Here is a 20,439-nt window from a genome sequence, read left to right on the forward strand (position 1 = left end):
CATCTATTCCTTATCTAAGCGACCAACGAGTGATAGCTCAAAACTTGCGCCCATATATTTGAAATGCGGGCGTACAGACATTGAAACTTGATACCAACCCGGCTCACCATCAACATCACTCACCGTAATTGATGCCCCACGTAATGGGCGGCGGCTACGAACCTCAGATGGTGGGTTTTCTTGATCGGCCACAAACTGACGGATCCACTGGTTGAGTTCTCGCTGTAAGTCCTGTCTCTCTTTCCACGCCCCCAGCTGTTCTCTCTGTAGCACCTTAATGTAATGAGCTAAGCGGTTCACAATAAACATATAAGGAAGCTGAGTACCTAACTTATAATTAGTCTCTTGAATTTTCCCTTCGCGAGTAGGTGGGAAAATTTTACATTTCTGTATTGAGTTAGCAGAGAAGAAAGCAGCGTTATCACTACCTTTACGCATAGTTAAAGTGATAAAACCTTCTTCAGCAAGTTCATACTCTCGGCGATCGGTAATCAAGACCTCAGTTGGAATCTTCGCTTGCAGCTGCCCAAGAGAATCAAAAATATGTACAGGTAGATCATTAACACTGCCACCACTTTGAGGCCCGATAATGTTTGGGCACCAGCGATATTTAGCAAAGCTATCCGTGATGTTAGAAGCTAACAAATATGCCGTATTACCCCACAGATAGTGCTCGTGGTCGGCATTCACATCTTCTTGATAATCAAATGACTTAACTGGATTTTCATTGCGATCATACGGTAGACGAAGTAAGAACCTTGGCGCAGTTAATCCAATATAACGCGCATCTTCCGTTTCTCTTAACGCTCGCCATTTTACATAAGCAGGTCCTTCAAAGACGGCTTTTAACTCTTTGATTGCAGATAATTCAGTAAAGCTATTCAACCCAAAGAATGATGGTGATACTGAAGATAAAAATGGAGCATGAGCCATAGCGCCCACAGAGCTAACATACTGCAACAGCTTCATATCTGCTGAGCTTTGGCTAAACTCATAGCTACCAATAACTGAAGCAATCGGCTCGCCACCAAACTGTCCATAACCACTCGCATAGACATGTTTATAGAAGCCAGATTGAGAGATTTCAGGTGAATACTCGAAATCATCTAAAAGCTCACTTTTAGTGGCATGCAAGACATGAATTTTAATATTTTCTTTAAAATCAGTGCGATCAACGAGTAGCTTTAAAGACCGCCATGATGACTCCAGCTCTTTAAACCGTGAGCTATGCAAAACTTCATCCATTTGCTTGCTGAGTTTGCTGTCTAACTCAGCAATCATGCGGTCAACCAATAGTTTATTGATAGGCTCGTTATTGCTTCCACTTTCTAAAATATTACTAATAAATGCTGAAACCCCTTGTTTAGCAATATCATAGGCATCATCGCCGGGGGTCAGTCGTGTTTGAGCCATTATTTCATTAAGTAATGAAGATGAATACCCACGTTCTTCAACGTTGTATCCTTCTAATTCTGTTTCTGATGACATTGGGTTAATTCCTTTTTTACACTCAAAACATTCTCAGAATAAATAACACAGCAATGTTATTTAGATTCACCAGTAGCAATAGACATATTCAATTCGCTTAATAACTGGTCTCTTAATGACTCATCGGACAATAAAGATTGTAAGCGAGAACGAAATGCTGGAATATTCCCTAATGGTCCCTTTAAGGCGACCAGTGCTTCTCTTAGTTCTAAAAGCTTATTTAATTCAGGAACCTGACGAGCCACACGATCGGGGGTAAAATCAACCATTGATTCAAAGTTCAGTCGTACACGTAAATCGTCTTTAGCATTATCTTCTAGGCGATTTGGTACATCCATATCTAGCTGTATGTCAGCTTCTTTCATTACCGATGAGAAATTATACTTATCGATAGATACCGCTGGCCTCTCTTCAATCGAAGCATCTTCGGTTGTCCCTTTTAAATCACCAACAACAAGTAAATTTAAAGGTAATTCAACCTCATCATGCTGCTCTCCCGTAGAAGGTACATACTTTATGTTAATACGCTCCTTGGGGGCGACACTACCTTCTGATTTTTTATTCATATAATAATCCGATTAGTAAGTGACAAATAATAAAACTAAAAAAGAATTGCTTTACCAGCAATCTATGCAATAAGTTTTATAACACCTTTAATCGTCAATTATAATTTCGAAAAATTTATTTATTTATTCAACACAATTAAATCAAGTTACATAAATATAATAGCTGAATGCTAAATATACTTTCATTCGGATGTAACGTAAATATTGTAATTATATCTATGCACGACTATATACAACTTAATAATTAATCAGCTTTAATGTTAGGTCAAGAATAATTTATAATCAATTAAACACAATGCGAGGGAATTACAGAGTTAGAAATGACTTGCCAGCCACGTACGCAGACAGGTTTTGAATAGTTATTGGAGAGAAATAAAACAGTTTTTAGAAAATGCCTACGTAGGGTAATCGCACAGCTTCCTCGCTCTGCGATACCTCATGAAAATGCATCAACCAAATAGCGCTATCGGCCAATGATGACCAATAGCATAGATAATCACCGCAGAGAGAACACCCGCCACGATATCATCCACCATGATACCCATGCCGCCATGAACATTACGATCGAACCAGCGAATTGGCCACGGCTTCCACATATCTAGCACACGAAAGACTAGAAAACCACCTAGCACCCATTGCCAACTATTGACTGGCAGGGCCATCAGCGTGATCCACATGCCAACAAATTCGTCCCACACAATGCTGCCATGATCGTGAGTTTTCATGTCCTTAGCCGTGCGATGACAGATATAAACCCCGATACAAATGCTAAACATCACTACCAGCGAGTAAAGCTGCCACGGTAGCTGAATCAATAATAGCCAAAACGGGATTGAGGCTAGAGACCCCATAGTGCCGGGCATAATCGGACTCAAACCACTGCCGAATCCCGTAGCCAGCAGATGCCACGGGTTGCTCATGCGCAGGCGCGCTTTCGCTGCCTGGCTGTCATACTTGCTAATCTTTGCCAAAATGGTCAAATCCTTGAAGATCTAATTCCACCTGAGCGTTACCACGCCAGAACCGCATACCATCAGCTGCAGGGGCAATTTGTCCAATGCAGGTAAAATCAGCACCCAGCAGGCCTAGTGCGACATCTAATGCACCACGATGCAGCTCAGGAACGGTGAAACACAGCTCATAATCTTCGCCGCCGGATAACGCCCAACGCAGCGCCTGTTCAGGCGTTGTGTTATTCGTTAGGCTCGCTGACATTGGCAGGTCGTCTAAATAGAGATTAGCACCACAATCGCTGGCCTTCAGAATATGCCCCAAGTCTGAGACAACACCATCAGAAATATCAATCGCTGAACTGGCGAGATCTCTCAGCGCTTGCCCTTGTAACACGCGCGGATGTGGGCGCAGATGGCGATGAATTAGCGCGCTGCGTTCTTCATCATTTTCGACTGAAAGCCGATTCTGCAAAATAGCCAATCCAGCAGCGCTGTCTCCCAATGTACCGGTAACATAAATCCAATCACCGATACGTGCACCGCTGCGCAATAATGCACGCCCAGCAGGCACGAGGCCATTAATGGTATAGGTGATGCTTAACGGGCCACGGGTGGTGTCACCGCCAATTAACTGCATACCGTAATAATCAAGCTGTTCGAATAAACTGTCGCTAAAACGTGCAAGCCACGGCTCATTGATTTCAGGGAGCGTCAGAGCCAAAGAAACCCAAGCAGGATCAGCGCCCATAGCAGCTAAATCGCTTAGGTTTACAGCTAAAGATTTATAGCCTAAATCGGCGGGATCGATATCAGGTAAGAAATGGATGCCAGATACGAGGGTATCAGTGCTGATTGCAATCAGCTGTTTTTCAGAAACAGAAAGCAGAGCACAATCATCCCCAATACCCTGCTGTACATCCCGACGAGCCGTCCGATGACGGTTAAAGTAGCGGGCAATAACATCAAATTCGCCGCATGCCATAACACATTTCCTGATTGGTTTAATGGGACCACTCTTCTGCGCCTACCTAATTTTACCCAACAAAAAGGCCGGAAAACCGGCCTTTTTGGGTGAACGAAATGGCCCGAGGGCTTCCGTCAGGTAAACCTGAACAGCAATCTTATCTTTTAGATTTGCGAATCGTTGGAGCAACTTTATCCAGTACACCGTTGACAAACTTATGGCTATCTTCAGCGCCAAAAGCTTTTGCCAGCTCAATACCTTCGTTAATTGCAACTTTGTAAGGGACGTCTTCGCGCTTGCTCAGTTCAAACAGAGAAATACGCAGAACCGCTCTCTCAACCTGACCCAATTCTTCCAACTGACGAGATAATACTGGCGCCATCAGGCCATCCAAGTATTCTGCGTTAGTGGCGACGCCAGATAACAGCTCACGGAAGTAGCTAATATCGACATCTTTGACGTCCTGCTCTGACAAGAACTGATATTCAACATCAGCAATGTCGTTCTTGGATATCTGCCAAGAATAAAGTGCTTGAACAGCACATTCACGGGCGCGGCGACGAGCAGCAGGTTTCACGGAATTCCCCTTACTAAAAATCAGGCTTTAATTGCTTTAAGAACATTGATCATTTCGAGAGCGGTCAGGGCAGCTTCTGCACCTTTATTACCCGCTTTAGTCCCAGCACGTTCAATGGCTTGTTCGATACTTTCGGTAGTCAGTACACCAAATGCGACAGGTACAACGCTGTTCATAGCTACACTTGCCAGACCAGAGCTGCATTCTCCTGCAACAAATTCAAAGTGGGCAGTACCGCCACGGATTACGGTTCCCAAAGCGACAACCGCATCATAGCGGTTAGTGTCGGTCAGTGCGCGAACGGCCAATGGCAGTTCATAGGCGCCTGGAACCCAAACTACAGTGATATTGTCATCAGAAACCTGGCCAATACGTTTCAGGGCATCAATTGCGCCTTCCAGCAAGCTGTCGTTAATGAAATTGTTAAAACGCGCAATAGCGATAGCAACACGAGCCTGTGGAGCAGCAACAACGCCTTCAATCGTTTTCATACAGTTTCCTTAAAATCTTTATGTTCAATACCCCTATCTCTCTTCTAGAGCTAATAGGGGGGCGGATTCTACCACATTCTTTCGTCCCCTGCTCAGGTGCATTTCGCTAACTTGGTGCAGGTGATGAGATGAAACAAAAATAAAGCAGCAAAAACAACGCTCAGAGCATGATTAGTACGCATTACGTAACACTACACGTAAATCAGGGCCTACGGGCATCACTTCGCTAAATACAAACTGAGGCGCGTCTGCGAGCTCAGTCAAGCCGGGCAATACACATAAACCGCGGGCGCTGTCGCCCAGCAGTTTTGGTGCAATATAAACAATCAGCTCATCGACTAAACCAGCCTGCAACATAGCTCCCGCCAAGGATGCCCCCGCCTCCACCCATACGGAGTTAATCTGCTGTTTGCCCAGTTGCATCATTAACACAACCAGATCCAGCCCTTGACCGTACTGTGGAATAGAAAGTTGTTTAACGCCTTCTGGCCACACCTGTTCATCAGGATGAACTCTTGCCAGCAACGTTTCGCCCGGCTGTGAGACAATTTTATGTGCTGGCGTAACGCGGTTTTGGCTATCAACAATAACGCGTAGCGGTTGGCGAAGACGTTCTTTCGGATAGGCCTGCTGGGTCGTTACATCTAATTCATCCCAGCGCACCGTGAGTGAAGGATCGTCAGCCAGTACCGTAGCGCTGGAACTCAATATTGCAGAACTTTGGGCGCGGTATCGCTGCACGTCCTGTCGTGCTTCAACTGACGTGATCCACTTGCTTTCGCCAGATGCCATCGCCGTTTTTCCATCTAATGATGCCGCCATCTTCAGTTGGACGAATGGGAACCCCGTACGCATGCGTTTGAGAAAACCACGATTGACAGCTTCAGCTTCATTCATCATCAGACCGTGACTGACATCAATACCGGCTTGTTGCAGCTTGAATAGACCGCGTCCTGCGACGTTGGGATTAGGGTCCTGCATTGCAGCAACCACTCGGCTAACGCCAGCAGCAACTAACGCATCAGCACAAGGTGGTGTGCGTCCATGGTGGCTACAGGGTTCAAGGGTCACGTAAGCCGTTGCGCCACGCGCTTTATCTCCTGCCATACGTAGCGCATGAACCTCTGCGTGAGGCTCACCGGCTCGCAGGTGATAACCTTCCCCCACAATCTCATTGTTCAGAACGATAACGCAGCCGACATTGGGGTTTGGCGTGGTGGTAAAACGCCCACGGCGTGCTAGCTCAAAGGCTCTCGCCATGTAAAATTCATCGCCACGCTGCTGATCTTGCTGCATAAATATCGTCCAAAAATGAAATAAAACGCTAAGCTGGTACTTTCAGATACTGAGATAGCCTAGTCCTGTAGTTTCGCGATCTCTTCGCCAAACTCTCGGATGTCTTCAAAGCTACGGTATACGGAAGCAAAGCGAATGTAGGCGACTTTATCGAGTTTTTTCAGCGCATCCATAACGAGGTTACCCACCATTTTGGTAGGAACTTCGCGCTCACCGGTGGCACGTAACTGAGATTTAATATGACTGATCGCCATTTCAACGTCATCTGAGTTTACAGGGCGTTTTTCTAATGCTTTTAAGATGCCACTGCGTAACTTATCTTCGTTAAACGGTTCTCGAACGTCATTACTTTTGATGACGCGTGGCATCACCAGCTCAGCAACCTCAAAGGTCGTGAAACGTTCATTACAAACCAGACACTGGCGACGGCGGCGCACTTGAGTACCATCACCAACCAAGCGAGAATCAATGACTTTGGTATCAACGGCGGAACAAAATGGGCAATGCATAGCTCTTCCTGAAAGGCCTGAGATAGCACTAGTGTACCCCGAAGTGACATAACAACAAAAGGAAGTCAGTTTACCAATTATGCGGTAAATGACACATTTCCATTGAACATTGACCAATGAGAGCTATTTTCTGCGTTTTCTCCACGATTTACTTCAGCGCGCATCATTCTAGCGTTTCAAACAAGTGAATCCTGAGGCTCTTACTCAAGTAAGCGAGTGCGCCCAACAAAAATACAGCTTCAAGTATGATGGGTATATACTTATTGATATCGGAAACAAAGCAATTAGCATGTGACATTCAGAGCAAAGGCGATTAATCTTTTATCTATGTCCATAATAAATCGAGCGATCTATGTCTATATTCCGCCCTTTATTCGTGCTTGCCCCCTTGGCATTGATGCTAACGGCATGCGCTTCTGATCCTAAAACTGAAGCTCTTCAGTCTGAAGTTCAGGAGCTGACACAAAAAGTCCAGAAACTGAGCACTGAAGCTGAGTATTTGGAGCGTCAGAAAGCGATGAACGAAAATAACGAACAGCGTATTTACCTGATCCCTGCGGCCAATAGTGACGCATTGGGAATTACCAGTTTGGGTCAGCTGCGCATCCTAATCAGCCACCTTGAACCTGAAGCGGACGGTAGCAAAGCCGTGCTGCAGATCAAAACGGCCAATGGTTCGATTTTGCCTAGTTTCACCGGTTCTCTGGAGTGGGGTACGTTAAATCAGGCCACGCTGGAACCTGACCAAAGCAGTATTCTGTCGCAAAATATAAGCTTCACAAGCCCTGCGACGCCGACCAATGTTACCAGCATGGAAGTCCGCTTTAGCGATATCGCACCGGAAAACCTTGGTTTCATTCGCTTGAGTGGCTTAGAACGTCAATAGTTTTACGCTGATAAGTAACCATAAAAAAAACCCCGCCGAAGCGGGGTTTTTTATCACTGTAACCGACGTTATTTCACGGTTCTTACGGCAGAATTGACGGCTGATCCGCCCCTTCTTTTTCTACCTTCTGCTGCAACATGTGTTCACGCTTCATGCCAAGTTTCAGCGCCAGCGCGGATGCGACATAGATGGAAGAAGCCGTACCGATAGAAACACCAATCAGCATGGTCAGCGAGAAGCCCTTCAACATCGGTCCACCAAATAAATACAGCATCAGGATAACCATCAAGGTGGTGCCTGAAGTGATCAATGTACGATGCAACGTTTGTGTCAGAGACACGTTGAAGATTTCGTAAGGTGTTCCGCGGCGGATCTTACGGAAGTTCTCACGGATACGGTCGGAGACCACGATACTATCGTTAAGTGAGTAGCCGATAACCGACATCAGTGACGCGACGATGGTTAAATCGATCTCAATATGGAATAACGACAATACGCCCAGGGTGATGATCACATCATGCAGCAATGAAATAACCACCCCAGCAGCCAAACGCCATTCGAATCGAACGCCAACGTAAATCAAAATGGCCAGCAACGCGACTAACAGCGCCATCGCGCCGTGCTGTGCCAAATCTTCACCAACGCTCGGCCCAACAAACTCAATACGCTTTACCGCTGCATTCTGGCTAGTGGCCTCGTTAATCACGCCAATGACTTTGCTGCCTAACGCTTCACCGCTCGCTGCGCTTGAAGTCGGAGGCATGCGCACCACGATGTCACGACTGCTACCAAAATTCTGTAACAGCGGATCAACGAAACCTGCTTTCTGCAGCGCATCACGCATCATGTCCATATCCGCTGGTTTCTCCAGCGAAACTTCGATGACGGTACCACCGGTAAAATCGAGCCCTAAGTTGAACTTATTCACGCAAATAATTGCGATAGAAAGGATCAACAGAAAGCCAGAAATACCGAACGCCCAGTAGTCCCAGCGCATAAAGTCATAGACTTTACGCCCGTAGTTTAATTGCTCAACACTATATTCCTGTGCCACAACGCACTCCTCAGATAGACAGCTTGTTGATGCGCTTGCCGCCGTACAGTAGGTTTACGATGGCACGAGTACCGATGATTGCGGTAAACATTGACGTCGCCACACCAATACCGGTCGTGATCGCAAAGCCTTTAATTGCCCCGGTGCCAACGGCATACAGGATGATGACCTTGATAAGCGTCGTAACGTTAGCATCAAAAATGGAGCTGAATGCGCCTTGATAACCTTCATTGATCGCCTGTTGTACTGAACGTCCGTTACTAAGCTCTTCTTTAATACGTTCGTTTATCAGTACGTTGGCATCGACTGCTACCGCAAGGGTTAACACAATCCCCGCAATACCCGGCATGGTCAGAGTCGCCCCCGGTAGCAGGGACATAATCCCTACGATGAGCACGAGGTTAGCCAGCAGCGCCGAAGTCGCAATCAGACCAAATTTCTTATAGAAGAACAGCATGAACAGGATTGAGACAATCAAGCCAGCCAAGCACGCTTCCAGACCCTGAGTGATATTCTGAGCCCCCAGTGTCGGGCCAATCGTACGTTCTTCAACAATCTGAATTGGCGCAATCAACGCACCCGCACGCAGCAGCAACGAAAGCTGGCGAGCTTCATTCGGGTTATCGATGCCGGTAATACGGAAGCTATTACCCAAACGAGACTGAATGGTCGCAACGTTAATCACTTCTTCTTGCTTAGCCAGAATTGATTTGCCGCCCGCATCTTTCTTACCGCTGTCTTTGTATTCAACGAACAGGGTTGCCATCGGTTTACCGATGTTATCCTTCGTGAAGTTAGACATTGCGCTACCACCGGCGCTGTCGAGCGAGATATTAACCTGAGGGCGGTTAAATTCGTCTTGGCTCGAGGTAGAATCGGTAATATGGTCGCCGGTCAGGATGACGCGCTTATACATCACGATAGGACGCCCATCTCGTGTGTATTTAACTTCAGAATCGCCCGGTACACGTCCATTGGCAGCAGCGGTGCTGTCAGCATTCGAGTTCACCAAACGGAACTCCAAGGTCGCAGTTGCCCCCAGAATTTCTTTTGCACGTGCCGTATCTTGGATACCCGGCAACTCAACCACAATGCGATCTGAACCTTGGCGCTGAACAAGTGGCTCGGCAACACCTAGCTGGTTTACACGGTTACGTAGGATATTGATGTTCTGCTGAACAGCATATTCACGCGCTTCTTGCAGACGCTGATCGGTCATTACCGCTTTCAGACCATTATCGCCAACCTTGCTAAAGACGAGATTATTAAGGTAACGAGGCGATAGATAGCTGCTCGCTTTATCACGAGTTTCAGCATCACGGAATGTAATCAGAACACCATAGGAGGAGCCGTCAGTTTTACGGATCGTTGAGTATGGAATGCCCTTTTCACGCAAATCACTGCGCAGCATATCCATACTTTGCTCTTGCAATTTGCTCAGAGCAGTTTCCATATCAACCTGCATCAGGAAATGCACACCGCCGCGCAGATCCAGACCTAATTTCATCGGTTCTGCGCCAATGGCTTCTAACCATCTCGGCGTTGCCGGAGCAAGGTTCAATGCAATAACGTATTTGTCGCCCAGCATATCCATCAGCACTTCACGTGCCCGAAGCTGAACGTCAGTATCTTTGAAGCGTGCCAAAATGGCACCATTTTCCAGCGCAATAGACTTGCTGGCGATGTGCTGTTTTTCAAGCTCATCACGGACTTGGACCAGTGTTGTTTCACTGGCGGCGACACCGCGCGCGCCAGTGATCTGAACAGCCGGATCCTCGCCATAAAGGTTAGGAAGTGCGTAAAGCAGACCAACGGCAAGCGCCACGATCAGCATGATGTACTTCCACAAAGGATAACGGTTTAACACGGCAGTTCCCTTAGGGAAAATCAAAAATTACAGCGCTTTCATCGTACCTTTCGGCAGAACAGCGGTCACGAAATCACGTTTGATGATAACTTCGGTGGTATCGTTCAGAGCAATAGCAATGTAACCCGTCTCAGCAACTTTCGTTACGCGACCGATCAAACCACCGTTGGTCAGAACTTCATCACCCTTGCTGATGGCATCCATCAGTTTTTTATGTTCTTTTGCACGTTTCTGCTGTGGACGCAGGATCATGAAATAGAAAATCAGGCCGAACACTACCAGCATGATAACCAAAGAGTACGGGCTGCCCTGAGCCGGTGCCCCAGCAGATGCCACAGCGTCGGAAATGAATAAACTCATCTAAATATCCCTCATTATTAACTACAGATTGAATGCAACTACAAACAGCCAGAAACAAGCCATTCTAAAAGCCGGTAGGTATCACTCCTACCGGCCTAAATTTACTTAGCGCCCACTGGCGGAACAGGCTTACCCTGTCGGCCATAAAAATCGGCCACGAACTCGTCTAATTTACCGTCTTCAATGGCCTGACGTAAACCAGCCATCAAACGCTGATAATAGCGTAAGTTGTGAATCGTGTTTAAGCGAGCACCCAGAATTTCATTACAACGATCAAGATGATGCAAATAAGCACGGCTATAGTTGCGGCAGGTGTAGCAATCACACTCTGCATCCAGCGTTGTGACGTCATCTTTATATTGGGCGTTACGGATTTTTACAATACCGTTGGTCACAAACAAATGACCATTACGCGCATTTCGTGTTGGCATCACGCAGTCGAACATATCGATTCCACGGCGCACACCCTCCACCAAATCTTCCGGTTTACCTACGCCCATCAGGTAGCGAGGCTTATCTTCCGGAATTTGCGGACAAACATGTTCCAGAATACGGTGCATGTCTTCTTTTGGCTCGCCAACGGCCAAACCGCCCACAGCGTAACCATCAAAGCCGATATCTACCAGCCCTTTTAATGATACATCTCGTAAATCTTCGTAAACACCGCCCTGAATAATCCCGAACAGGGCGTTTTTATTGCCTAACTCATCAAAGCGTTGACGGCTACGTTTTGCCCAGCGCAGAGACATCTCCATTGAGCTCTTGGCGTAGTCCCAATCAGCAGGGTACGGTGTACACTCATCAAAGATCATAACGATATCAGAACCCAGATCGTACTGAATTTCCATCGATTTTTCAGGACTTAAGAAAATGGGTGAACCGTTGATCGGATGACGGAAGTGAACGCCTTCCTCTTTGATTTTACGCATTTTGCCTAGGCTAAATACCTGAAAACCACCTGAGTCGGTTAGGATAGGGCCTTTCCATTGCATGAAATCATGCAAATCACCGTGCAGTTTCATAATTTCCTGCCCAGGGCGTAGCCACAGGTGGAAAGTATTACCCAGCAGAATTTGTGCGCCAGTTTCTTTCACTTCTTCTGGCGTCATTCCTTTAACGGTACCGTAGGTTCCAACAGGCATAAACGCAGGTGTTTCAACCACGCCGCGATCGAAAATCAAACGACCACGACGAGCGCGACCATCTGTAGTATCTAATTCGTACTTCACTCAAAACCTCCAGCATCAGAAAAACAGTCTGATGTTGCATTCCTAATGGAAAGAAGCCCTATTCAACATACCCGTCAGAGCGGGAAGCCAAACATTATATGGGCAAAAATTGGCCCGTGCGCTGCGTCATATCAACAGTTGCACGGGCCACGAAATCACTCAGCAGAGACTTTTTCTTGCTCTGCCTGCTCACTACGGGTGATGAACATGGCATCCCCATAGCTGAAGAACCGATATTCCTTCGCCACCGCTTCGTGGTACGCATGCATAGTATTTTGATAACCCGCAAAGGCAGACACCAGCATGATCAGCGTAGATTCAGGCAAATGAAAGTTGGTTATCAGAGCATCAATCACCTGATAGTGATAGCCCGGATAGATAAAGATTTGCGTGTCATCAAAAAATGGCGCGATGAGTGCGTCTTTTGCCGCCGCTGCCGCACTTTCGATCGAGCGTACGGACGTTGTTCCTACCGCAATAACACGATTGCCACGTGCTTTACACGCCAGTACAGCATCAACCACATCCTGCGGCACTTCGGCATACTCAGAATGCATGGTGTGGTTTTCGATGGTATCAACACGCACTGGCTGGAAAGTTCCCGCGCCAACATGCAGTGTCACAAAGGCCATCTCAACCCCTTTAGCGCGTAGTTTTTCTAGCAACGGCTCATCAAAGTGCAGGCCTGCGGTCGGTGCAGCTACAGCGCCTGGACGCGAGCTATAGACCGTTTGATACAGTTCGCGGTCGGCATCTTCGTCAGGACGGTCGATATAAGGCGGTAATGGCATATGACCCGCCGCATTCAGGATCGTCAATACATCACGACCGTCGTCAAAGCGCAGTTCAAATAACGTGTCATGGCGTGCAACCATGGTGACGCGAATATCTTCGTTATCACCCAGCAACAGCTCAGCCCCTGGCTTAGGTGATTTCGAGGCGCGCACATGCGCTAATACGCGGGTATCATCCAACACGCGCTCGACCAACACTTCTAGCTTGCCACCGCTGGCTTTACGGCCAAACAGACGAGCGGGAATAACGCGAGTGTTATTGAAGATCAGCAGATCGCCTGCTTCGATTTTATCCAAAACATCAGTGAAAACGCCGTGCTCTAATTTTCCCGTTGGCCCGTCCAGCGATAACAAACGGCATGCGCTGCGCTCGGCTTGTGGATAGCGAGCAATAAGGTTATCGGGAAGTTCAAACGAAAAATCAGAAACACGCATGGTTAGTATTCACTCTATATATAGCAGACGTAGGAGCACGCAAAAAACAGGCCGCTTAGTCTAGAGCCGCAAGCGTTCGGCTGCAACTGTTAAGCGGTTAAGGATGTTATTAGTCTTCGTTAATAGGAATTAGTGACCATACAAAAAGCATGGATTAAACATCTACATTCTCATTTATAATGATTAAATGAACTTTCTCGCACACCTCCACCTTGCCTCATTGGCCAACAGCTCACTGTATGGCAATATTCTGGCCGACTTTGTCCGCGGTAATCCGCAAGGAAATTATTCAGATAAGGTTATCGACGGCATATTCATGCATCGCAGAGTTGATGTCATGACCGATCGCCTCCCGCAAGTCTTAGAGGCAAAACGCTTCTTCCGCGAAGAGTTTCGCCGCGTTGCCCCCATTACCCTTGATGTCGTATGGGATCATTTTCTCGCGCTGCACTGGCAAGAACTGGAGCCAGCAATCTCTCTGCAAGCGTTCGTCAACCGCGCTCAAATTGAAATTGTGCCAATGCTGCCAGATTCCCCTGAGCGTTTTCAGAACCTCAATGCCTATATGTGGCAAGAACGCTGGCTAGAACGCTACGCTGAACTGCCATTTATTGCCAAAGTGTTACAAGGAATGGCAAATCGCAGGCCGAAACTCGGTGCGCTGGCGGGCTCTTTTATCGACATCGAAAATAACTACACGCTTCTTGAACAAACATTTTGGCAGTTTTATCCGCAAATGATCGCCCAAGCAAAGGCAAAGACCCTATAAACACTGACGCTGTTAACAGTTAGTGCGTTTCCCTATTGCCCTTTTTTACAAAAGCGCTATGTTATATACCAATCTTTACTTTTACCCTTTTGCATTATTGATAGGTAAAAGCTATCTTATCAATCGGCGCTTTACGCTTTATTCACCAACGTATAATACGTATAGTGACTCCCGACCTAAGAATTTAATCATCCATCCAACATACAATTAACAGGAGTTAATATGGTCCTGGTTACTCGTCAAGCCCCTGACTTTACTGCCGCTGCCGTACTGGGCAACGGTGAAATCGTTGAAAACTTCAACTTCAAAGAATTTACTAAAGGCAAACCAGCGGTTGTCTTCTTCTGGCCAATGGACTTCACTTTCGTATGTCCTTCTGAGCTGATTGCTTTTGACCACCGTTACAAAGAATTCAAATCCCGTGGCGTTGAAGTTGTTGGCGTTTCAATGGACTCTGAATTCGTTCATAACGCATGGCGTAAAACCCCTGTCGACAATGGCGGCATCGGTGAAGTTCAGTACCCACTGGTTGCTGACATCAAACACGAAATCATGCAGGCATACGGCATTGAGCACCCAGAAGCAGGCGTTGCGCTGCGCGGTTCATTCCTGATCGACAAAGAAGGTGTGGTTCGCCACCAGGTTGTTAACGACCTGCCTCTGGGCCGTAACATCGATGAAATGCTGCGTATGGTTGATGCGCTGCAGTTCCACGAAGAGCACGGTGATGTTTGCCCAGCTCAGTGGGAAAAAGGCCAAGAAGGTATGGGCGCTTCTCCAGACGGCGTCGCTAAATACCTGTCTGAAAACGCTGCTAAACTGTAATTCAGTTAGCAATGTGAGAAAAGCGGCCAATTGGCCGCTTTTTTATTACCTAAAGATTGTATTAGGCTGCCGCCCATCGCCACACGGTTGCACTTTCGGAAGGCAAAGTCAGTTCGATATAATCGGCCTCTCGAACCAATTTCCCCTCACCGTTGGCTTTTTCCCAACTGCCAGCCGGAATGATTGGCGAATGAGGTAAAACACAGAGTCCTTCCCCCTCTCGTTGCAACGCAACGAGTAGTGTTTCATCTTCATACTGACGAACAAATACCAGCGTATCAGCGCGTGCATGAACCACCATGCATCCACCGCGCCGTAATGCGCTGCTTTGGTGTCTTAAGGTGGTCATCCGCTGAGTTAACGCCAATAAATCACCGTCCCAGCGTGATTCATCCCATGGGAATGGTTTGCGACAAAACGGATCGTTGCCGCCATCAAGGCCAATTTCATCACCATAATAGAGACACGGCACGCCAATCCAAGTGAAAAGCCAAACCAGCGCCATACGCATGCGCTGTGGCTTATCGGCCAATAACGTTAAAAAGCGTGCGGTATCATGGCTGTCTAGTTGATTGAACATAGCCAACTGTTGAGTGTGCGATAAGCCCGCTCGGTAGCCGTTCATCCACTCGGCACACTGCTGAGCATCAAGGTGGATCGGCTGATAAGCCACATCTACACCGGCTAAAAACGAACGCACCGGCAGGGCAAACCCCATATAATTCATTGCGCCATCTTCCACACCGGTTTGTAGCCAGCGCCGCGCATCACCAAAGTGCTCACCAAACACATAAGCCTGAGGGTTTTCATTTTTCACCGCGCGATACATCCCAGCAAGATGATGTAAATTACCCCGTGCAGTCCCTCCTTCCCCCAGCATATGTACCACATCAAGCCTCCAACCATCGATTTGATATGGCTCTCTCAGCCAGTGCCGCAGCACACTATCGTCCGCCTGATACACGCTATCCACCACCGCCTGACTCGAAAAATCGAGCTTAGGTAAGGTTGAGTTTCCTTTCCAATCAAGCACACGCCCATCGGCGGTAAACGTGAAACGCAGACGATGGGGGGAGGCAGGATCGTAAAATGCGCCTTCCGTTCTTTGCTGATAACGATCAAACCACGGATGAGTGTCACCCGTGTGATTAAACACGCCATCAAGGATCAGGCGCATGCCCAACTTTTGCGTTTCCTCACGTAGGCGCACTAAAGCATCATTACCGCCAAGATAGGGATCGACCTGATAATAATCCTCAGTGTCATATTTATGGTTGCTGGGGGCGGTAAAGATCGGATTAAGATACAGAGCCGTAACGCCAATTCCCTGTAGATAAGGTAAACGTTCAACAATACCGTCTAAATCACCACCGTAAAAAGTGGAAGAGGCGTTTTCTTCTGTTAACGGTTCGTCCCATTCTTTACGTATCACCTTGCGTTGCACCGCATAGTGATAGTAGCTGTCATTTTTTATCGTATGATCCTGCCCGCTTGCCGAGAAACGATCGGGGAAGATCTGATAAAAAACCTGATCGGCAACCCACTCCGGCGATTGAGTTGGGATCTCTATCGCAAATTGCTCCACCTGCGCAGGGGGAACGACGCTGAACCCCCGTGGCCCAAACCATTGCTGCCGGTCGTTCCAGAGAAATTTAAAACAGTAGCGACGCACGGCTTCACCAGCCAACAGCGTGAGATCCGCCTGATAGCAGGTAAAACTGCCCTGTTTTTCCGGCTGCATCGTCAGCAACCACTCCTCATTATCGGGCTCACATCTCAACATAACCTGCTGCGGTAGCTCATCGTCTCCCTGCACCAGAAGACGAATCTCAAGATGCTCCGCGTGATAACGTACATACGGTGGTACCGGTAGATGCCAGGCAAACAACATAAAATTATCTCCCACGAGTTATTAACGCTGAGCATGCCACGTTGCCGTTCTGCCTCACTCCTCTATAACTGTTTTTTGTAGGGATGAGCGGGGGGGAGGATAGCGATGATGATGTTTATATTGGTGCTTTGTTTCGCTTTTGGTTGACTGAAAACGCCAAGTCGTTAGCCTATGTCAGCTTATTGCGTCAAATTATTTGAAAGAAAAGGGAAGCTCAATGCACAACACACTGAGACGATGGCTAGAACAATATGGAATCGAGTTCACACATGTGACTTCGCTTATTCTTGTTATTGGCCTCATTATGGTGACCGCGGTCATCATTCATCTGCTTTTGCATCGGGTGCTACTTTCTCGCTTAGAAAAGCGCGGTCAACACAGCAAAATGCTATGGCTGAAAGTGATCACCCAGCATAAGCTTTTTCATCGCGTAGCCTTTACGTTACAAGGCGTTATCGTCAATATTCAAGCGGTGCTCTGGTTACATCCCGGCACTGACGCGGGCGATGCCCTGATTATCTGCGCACAAATGTGGGTGATGCTGTACGCACTGCTCTCATTCTTTTCACTGCTGGATACCCTGCTCGATCTCACGCGCAGCATGTCGATTGCAGAGCAATTGCCTTTACGCGGTATCTTCCAAAGCCTGAAACTGGTTGCAGCAATCATCATTGGTATTTTGATGATTTCACTGCTGATAGGACAGTCACCGCTGCTGCTAATTAGCGGCCTGGGTGCCATGGCTGCGGTGCTCATGCTCGTGTTTAAAGACCCAATTTTAGGTTTAGTTGCGGGCATTCAACTCTCAGCAAACAACATGCTTAAATTGGGTGACTGGCTGGAAATGGCCAAATATGGCGCGAACGGTACCGTTGTTGACGTTGGTCTGACGACGGTCAAAGTACGCAACTTTGACAATACCATCACCATGATCCCAACCTATGCGCTGGTCTCTGACTCTTTTATCAACTGGCGTGCCATGTCAGAGTCTGGTGGACGTCGAATCAAGCGCAGTTTGAATATTGATACCACCAGCGTTCACTTTATGTCAGATGAAGAACATCAGCGGCTGATGAAAAGTGCATTATTGGCACCTTATATCGATGCCAAAACCCAAGAGATCAAAACCTATAACAACGGGTTGCATGCCGATCTCAGCTCACCGCTAAACGGTCGACGGATGACAAATTTAGGCACCTTCCGTGCCTATCTGATTGCCTATCTAAATGCGCACCCGCAGATCCGCAAAGACATGACGCTCATGGTTCGTCAGCTTGCGCCAACGTCTGACGGCTTGCCTCTGGAAATCTACGCCTTCACCAATACAACGGTATGGGCGCTGTATGAAAGCATTCAGGCCGATATTTTTGATCACACCTTCGCGATTATTTCCGAGTTCGGGCTGCGCGTGCATCAAACCCCGACCGGCAATGACATGCGAGCAATAGGCCATACGCAGCTAAACTAAGATTCACACATCCCTTACCTTCAACTGACATTTCCTCACAGAATTGTTTCTGAAGGTAAGGGAACGATGTCAAACATGGCCAAAAATGTCTGCCCCCTTCCCTTCCAATCAAAACCTGTTATCAATAGCACTCCATTTATTCAAGTCAACGGAGGGGAAATTGTTCAGTACATTTTGCCTTAGTAAGCTAAGGGCACATCTGATGCCATTTTTGTCTGCGCTGATCCTGATGACAAGTCTGCACTCTGCCGACGTCGATATCAGTAAACTCGCCAGCCAAAATATTCAAAGCTACTCTCAACTCACTAGCGATTTACATGACGTTCGTGAAGCCCTAATTCTCAGCGTACGCGAGTCCCGACGAGAAGAGCGCGATGAAGAGCACCATGAAGTCGCAGCACCAACAACAAATGCCGAATCAGGTAGAAATCTCCGTTTAGGTTGATATGACTTCGACATCGGTTACGCCATAAAAAACGGAGCCATTTGGCTCCGTTTTTATTTAGGCAATATTCGGCTTAATTAGCGATGTGTTTTTCTTTGTCATGCGATGCTGCCTTAGCTGACTTCTTCACAAAACAATAGCCCGCCAGCAACACCACAACCCAAACCAGTCCAGCATAAAGCGATACGCGAGTATCTGGGAAATAGCCAATCAGACCAATAATAAACACGAGGAAAATAATACCGATAACCGAGGTGAATATTCCACCACGTAACGGGAACTCCAGCGCTTTAACCTGCTCTGCGCTTAGGCTGCGGCGGAACGCAATCTGAGAGAAAAGGATCATAATCCATACCCAGACGGTAGCAAACGTCGCCAGCGAAGCAATCACCAAGAAGACATTTTCAGGCATGATGTAGTTTAGATACACCGCAATCAGCAGGGCTAAAACCATCACCAATACCGTTACCCACGGAATACCACGACGTGAAACCTTAGAGAAAATCTTCGGAGCATGACCTTGCTGAGCCATACCATGCAGCATTCGCCCCACACCAAACACATCGCTATTAATCGCGGACAGCGATGCTGTAATCACCACGAAGTTCAAAATCCCGGCTGCTACGGTGATCCCCAAATGCTGGAACGTCAGCACAAACGGACTTCCCTGCGTACCCACCTGATTCCACGGGTAGATCGACATAATCACAAACAGCGTGCCCACATAGAACACAAGAATTCGCAGCGGCACCGAGTTGATGGCTTTAGGAATCGACACTTTTGGATTTTCAGCTTCACCCGCGGTGATACCGATAATTTCTATCCCGCCATAGGCAAACATCACCAACTGCAGTGAGAAGATCATCCCTATAAAGCCGTTACTGAAGAATCCGCCGTTGCTCCACAGGTTGTGGATCCCGGTAGGTTGGCCGCCGTTTCCAATTCCCCAGAAGATGATACCAATACCCGCTACAATCATGATGATGATAGTAGCGACCTTGAAGAAGGAGAACCAAAACTCAAGCTCGCCAAACACCTTCACGCTCATCAGATTAACCGCACCGATGATCAGCACAACGCTGAGCACCCAGATCCAATGCGGAACCGCGGGGAACCAGACGCTCATATAGATACCGAATGCGGTAACATCGGCAATCGCAACAATCAGAATTTCAAAGCAGTAGGTCCATCCGGTGATATAACCCGCCATTGGGCCCAGATAATCCTGCGCATAGCGAGAAAAAGAGCTGGCCTGAGGATTATTAACCGACATCTCACCAAGCGCACGCATGATGATAAAGGCGACAACGCCGCCGATCAGATAAGCCAGTAAAACACTCGGCCCCGCCATCTTGATGGCATCCGCGGAGCCATAAAACAGTCCAGTACCAATGGCAGAGCCTAACGCCATAAAGCGAATGTGACGCGTATTAAGCCCACGTTTCAGCTGGTTGGGTTGTTGTTGCATACAAAAATTACCCGTTAGTACCTGTCAAAAAAAACACGGGCGTTATACGCCCGTGCTGCAAATAAACTCATATTTTTTGATTATAAATGCACGGACTTCTGAAT

The 20,439-nt window shown here is 47.4% G+C and carries 20 protein-coding genes; 5 read left to right on the top strand and 15 right to left on the bottom strand.

Going from position 1 to position 20,439, the window contains the following annotated elements; all coding sequences use genetic code 11:
• Positions 1-3: 3 nt before the first annotated feature.
• From tssC to nrdR, 8 genes are all read right to left on the bottom strand, one after another.
• Positions 4-1,488: a type VI secretion system contractile sheath large subunit gene (gene tssC, locus CPY98_RS15385; RefSeq protein WP_096388335.1), complete on the bottom strand. Its 1,485-nt coding sequence runs from the start codon at positions 1,486-1,488 to the stop codon at positions 4-6.
• Positions 1,489-1,544: 56 nt separating this feature from the next.
• Positions 1,545-2,054 carry a type VI secretion system contractile sheath small subunit gene (tssB, locus tag CPY98_RS15390; protein WP_096388337.1) on the bottom strand — a complete coding sequence of 170 codons (510 nt, stop codon included), beginning with the start codon at positions 2,052-2,054 and terminating at the stop codon, positions 1,545-1,547.
• A 449-nt stretch (positions 2,055-2,503) separates the two neighbouring features.
• Positions 2,504-3,034 (bottom strand): phosphatidylglycerophosphatase A, encoded by a 531-nt coding sequence (pgpA, locus tag CPY98_RS15395; RefSeq protein ID WP_369828245.1) that lies wholly within the window; start codon positions 3,032-3,034, stop codon positions 2,504-2,506.
• Positions 3,012-3,989 (bottom strand): thiamine-phosphate kinase, encoded by a 978-nt coding sequence (thiL, locus tag CPY98_RS15400; RefSeq protein WP_025800025.1) that lies wholly within the window; start codon positions 3,987-3,989, stop codon positions 3,012-3,014. Before thiL ends, pgpA begins: the two co-directional genes overlap by 23 nt.
• A gap of 139 nt (positions 3,990-4,128) precedes the next feature.
• Positions 4,129-4,548, bottom strand: coding sequence for a transcription antitermination factor NusB (gene nusB, locus CPY98_RS15405; RefSeq protein WP_096388339.1), 420 nt, complete (start codon positions 4,546-4,548; stop codon positions 4,129-4,131).
• Positions 4,549-4,568: 20 nt separating this feature from the next.
• Entirely contained in the window at positions 4,569-5,039 is a 471-nt protein-coding gene (gene ribE / locus CPY98_RS15410) for a 6,7-dimethyl-8-ribityllumazine synthase (protein WP_025800027.1), read from the bottom strand.
• Positions 5,040-5,210: 171 nt separating this feature from the next.
• The gene (gene ribD, locus CPY98_RS15415) at positions 5,211-6,335 is read right to left on the bottom strand and encodes a bifunctional diaminohydroxyphosphoribosylaminopyrimidine deaminase/5-amino-6-(5-phosphoribosylamino)uracil reductase RibD (protein ID WP_096388341.1); all 1,125 of its coding nucleotides are present in this window, start codon (positions 6,333-6,335) and stop codon (positions 5,211-5,213) included.
• Positions 6,336-6,394: 59 nt separating this feature from the next.
• Positions 6,395-6,844, bottom strand: coding sequence for a transcriptional regulator NrdR (nrdR, locus tag CPY98_RS15420; RefSeq protein ID WP_004096754.1), 450 nt, complete (start codon positions 6,842-6,844; stop codon positions 6,395-6,397).
• Positions 6,845-7,196: 352 nt separating this feature from the next.
• Here nrdR and CPY98_RS15425 point away from each other — a divergent pair, with 352 nt between their 5' ends.
• Entirely contained in the window at positions 7,197-7,730 is a 534-nt protein-coding gene (locus CPY98_RS15425) for a DUF3251 domain-containing protein (protein ID WP_025800031.1), read from the top strand.
• Positions 7,731-7,812: 82 nt separating this feature from the next.
• On the opposite strand, the gene secF is transcribed toward CPY98_RS15425, so the two are convergent.
• The 5 genes from secF to queA form a co-directional block, all read right to left on the bottom strand.
• The gene (gene secF, locus CPY98_RS15430) at positions 7,813-8,784 is read right to left on the bottom strand and encodes a protein translocase subunit SecF (protein WP_043495035.1); all 972 of its coding nucleotides are present in this window, start codon (positions 8,782-8,784) and stop codon (positions 7,813-7,815) included.
• Positions 8,785-8,794: 10 nt separating this feature from the next.
• Complete coding sequence (secD, locus tag CPY98_RS15435; RefSeq protein ID WP_071842638.1) at positions 8,795-10,651, bottom strand: protein translocase subunit SecD; 1,857 nt, start codon at positions 10,649-10,651, stop codon at positions 8,795-8,797.
• A 27-nt stretch (positions 10,652-10,678) separates the two neighbouring features.
• Positions 10,679-11,011, bottom strand: coding sequence for a preprotein translocase subunit YajC (gene yajC, locus CPY98_RS15440; RefSeq protein WP_004096758.1), 333 nt, complete (start codon positions 11,009-11,011; stop codon positions 10,679-10,681).
• A gap of 101 nt (positions 11,012-11,112) precedes the next feature.
• Entirely contained in the window at positions 11,113-12,240 is a 1,128-nt protein-coding gene (gene tgt / locus CPY98_RS15445) for a tRNA guanosine(34) transglycosylase Tgt (protein ID WP_046450101.1), read from the bottom strand.
• Between the two features lie 155 nt (positions 12,241-12,395).
• Positions 12,396-13,469 (bottom strand): tRNA preQ1(34) S-adenosylmethionine ribosyltransferase-isomerase QueA, encoded by a 1,074-nt coding sequence (gene queA, locus CPY98_RS15450; protein ID WP_043495037.1) that lies wholly within the window; start codon positions 13,467-13,469, stop codon positions 12,396-12,398.
• 187 nt (positions 13,470-13,656) lie between these two features.
• Here queA and CPY98_RS15455 point away from each other — a divergent pair, with 187 nt between their 5' ends.
• Together CPY98_RS15455 and CPY98_RS15460 are read left to right on the top strand one after the other, a co-directional pair.
• A complete protein-coding gene (locus tag CPY98_RS15455) occupies positions 13,657-14,238 on the top strand; it encodes an ACP phosphodiesterase (RefSeq protein WP_025800040.1) in 582 nt (193 codons plus the stop codon).
• Positions 14,239-14,460: 222 nt separating this feature from the next.
• Positions 14,461-15,063: a peroxiredoxin C gene (locus CPY98_RS15460; protein ID WP_004847724.1), complete on the top strand. Its 603-nt coding sequence runs from the start codon at positions 14,461-14,463 to the stop codon at positions 15,061-15,063.
• Positions 15,064-15,124: 61 nt separating this feature from the next.
• Here the strand turns inward: CPY98_RS15460 and malZ are convergent, their stop codons facing one another.
• Positions 15,125-16,954: a maltodextrin glucosidase gene (gene malZ, locus CPY98_RS15465; RefSeq protein WP_096388343.1), complete on the bottom strand. Its 1,830-nt coding sequence runs from the start codon at positions 16,952-16,954 to the stop codon at positions 15,125-15,127.
• Between the two features lie 217 nt (positions 16,955-17,171).
• On the opposite strand from malZ, the gene CPY98_RS15470 reads away from it, so the two are divergent.
• Both CPY98_RS15470 and CPY98_RS15475 read left to right on the top strand, forming a co-directional pair.
• Complete coding sequence (locus tag CPY98_RS15470) at positions 17,172-18,422, top strand: mechanosensitive ion channel family protein (RefSeq protein WP_096388345.1); 1,251 nt, start codon at positions 17,172-17,174, stop codon at positions 18,420-18,422.
• Positions 18,423-18,624: 202 nt separating this feature from the next.
• Positions 18,625-18,867, top strand: a complete 243-nt coding sequence (locus tag CPY98_RS15475; protein ID WP_025800051.1) for a hypothetical protein — start codon at positions 18,625-18,627, stop codon at positions 18,865-18,867.
• A gap of 73 nt (positions 18,868-18,940) precedes the next feature.
• Here the strand turns inward: CPY98_RS15475 and proY are convergent, their stop codons facing one another.
• On the bottom strand, positions 18,941-20,335 hold the full coding sequence (gene proY, locus CPY98_RS15480; protein ID WP_043495043.1) for a proline-specific permease ProY: 1,395 nt from the start codon (positions 20,333-20,335) through the stop codon (positions 18,941-18,943).
• Positions 20,336-20,439: the final 104 nt, after the last annotated feature.

The organism is Hafnia sp. CBA7124, from assembly GCF_002355555.1.
In the GTDB taxonomy this organism is placed as follows: Bacteria; Pseudomonadota; Gammaproteobacteria; order Enterobacterales; family Enterobacteriaceae; genus Hafnia; species Hafnia alvei.

Bases quoted from the DNA above. Each gene is read 5' to 3' on its own strand.
- tssC (WP_096388335.1), bottom strand. From the start codon at position 1,488: ATGTCATCAGAAACAGAATTAGAAGGATACAACGTTGAAGAACGTGGG.
- tssB (WP_096388337.1), bottom strand. From the start codon at position 2,054: ATGAATAAAAAATCAGAAGGTAGTGTCGCCCCCAAGGAGCGTATTAAC.
- thiL (WP_025800025.1), bottom strand. From the start codon at position 3,989: ATGGCATGCGGCGAATTTGATGTTATTGCCCGCTACTTTAACCGTCAT.
- ribE (WP_025800027.1), bottom strand. From the start codon at position 5,039: ATGAAAACGATTGAAGGCGTTGTTGCTGCTCCACAGGCTCGTGTTGCT.
- ribD (WP_096388341.1), bottom strand. From the start codon at position 6,335: ATGCAGCAAGATCAGCAGCGTGGCGATGAATTTTACATGGCGAGAGCC.
- nrdR (WP_004096754.1), bottom strand. From the start codon at position 6,844: ATGCATTGCCCATTTTGTTCCGCCGTTGATACCAAAGTCATTGATTCT.
- CPY98_RS15425 (WP_025800031.1), top strand. From the start codon at position 7,197: ATGTCTATATTCCGCCCTTTATTCGTGCTTGCCCCCTTGGCATTGATG.
- yajC (WP_004096758.1), bottom strand. From the start codon at position 11,011: ATGAGTTTATTCATTTCCGACGCTGTGGCATCTGCTGGGGCACCGGCT.
- queA (WP_043495037.1), bottom strand. From the start codon at position 13,469: ATGCGTGTTTCTGATTTTTCGTTTGAACTTCCCGATAACCTTATTGCT.
- CPY98_RS15455 (WP_025800040.1), top strand. From the start codon at position 13,657: ATGAACTTTCTCGCACACCTCCACCTTGCCTCATTGGCCAACAGCTCA.
- CPY98_RS15460 (WP_004847724.1), top strand. From the start codon at position 14,461: ATGGTCCTGGTTACTCGTCAAGCCCCTGACTTTACTGCCGCTGCCGTA.
- malZ (WP_096388343.1), bottom strand. From the start codon at position 16,954: ATGTTGTTTGCCTGGCATCTACCGGTACCACCGTATGTACGTTATCAC.
- CPY98_RS15470 (WP_096388345.1), top strand. From the start codon at position 17,172: ATGCACAACACACTGAGACGATGGCTAGAACAATATGGAATCGAGTTC.
- CPY98_RS15475 (WP_025800051.1), top strand. From the start codon at position 18,625: ATGCCATTTTTGTCTGCGCTGATCCTGATGACAAGTCTGCACTCTGCC.
- proY (WP_043495043.1), bottom strand. From the start codon at position 20,335: ATGCAACAACAACCCAACCAGCTGAAACGTGGGCTTAATACGCGTCAC.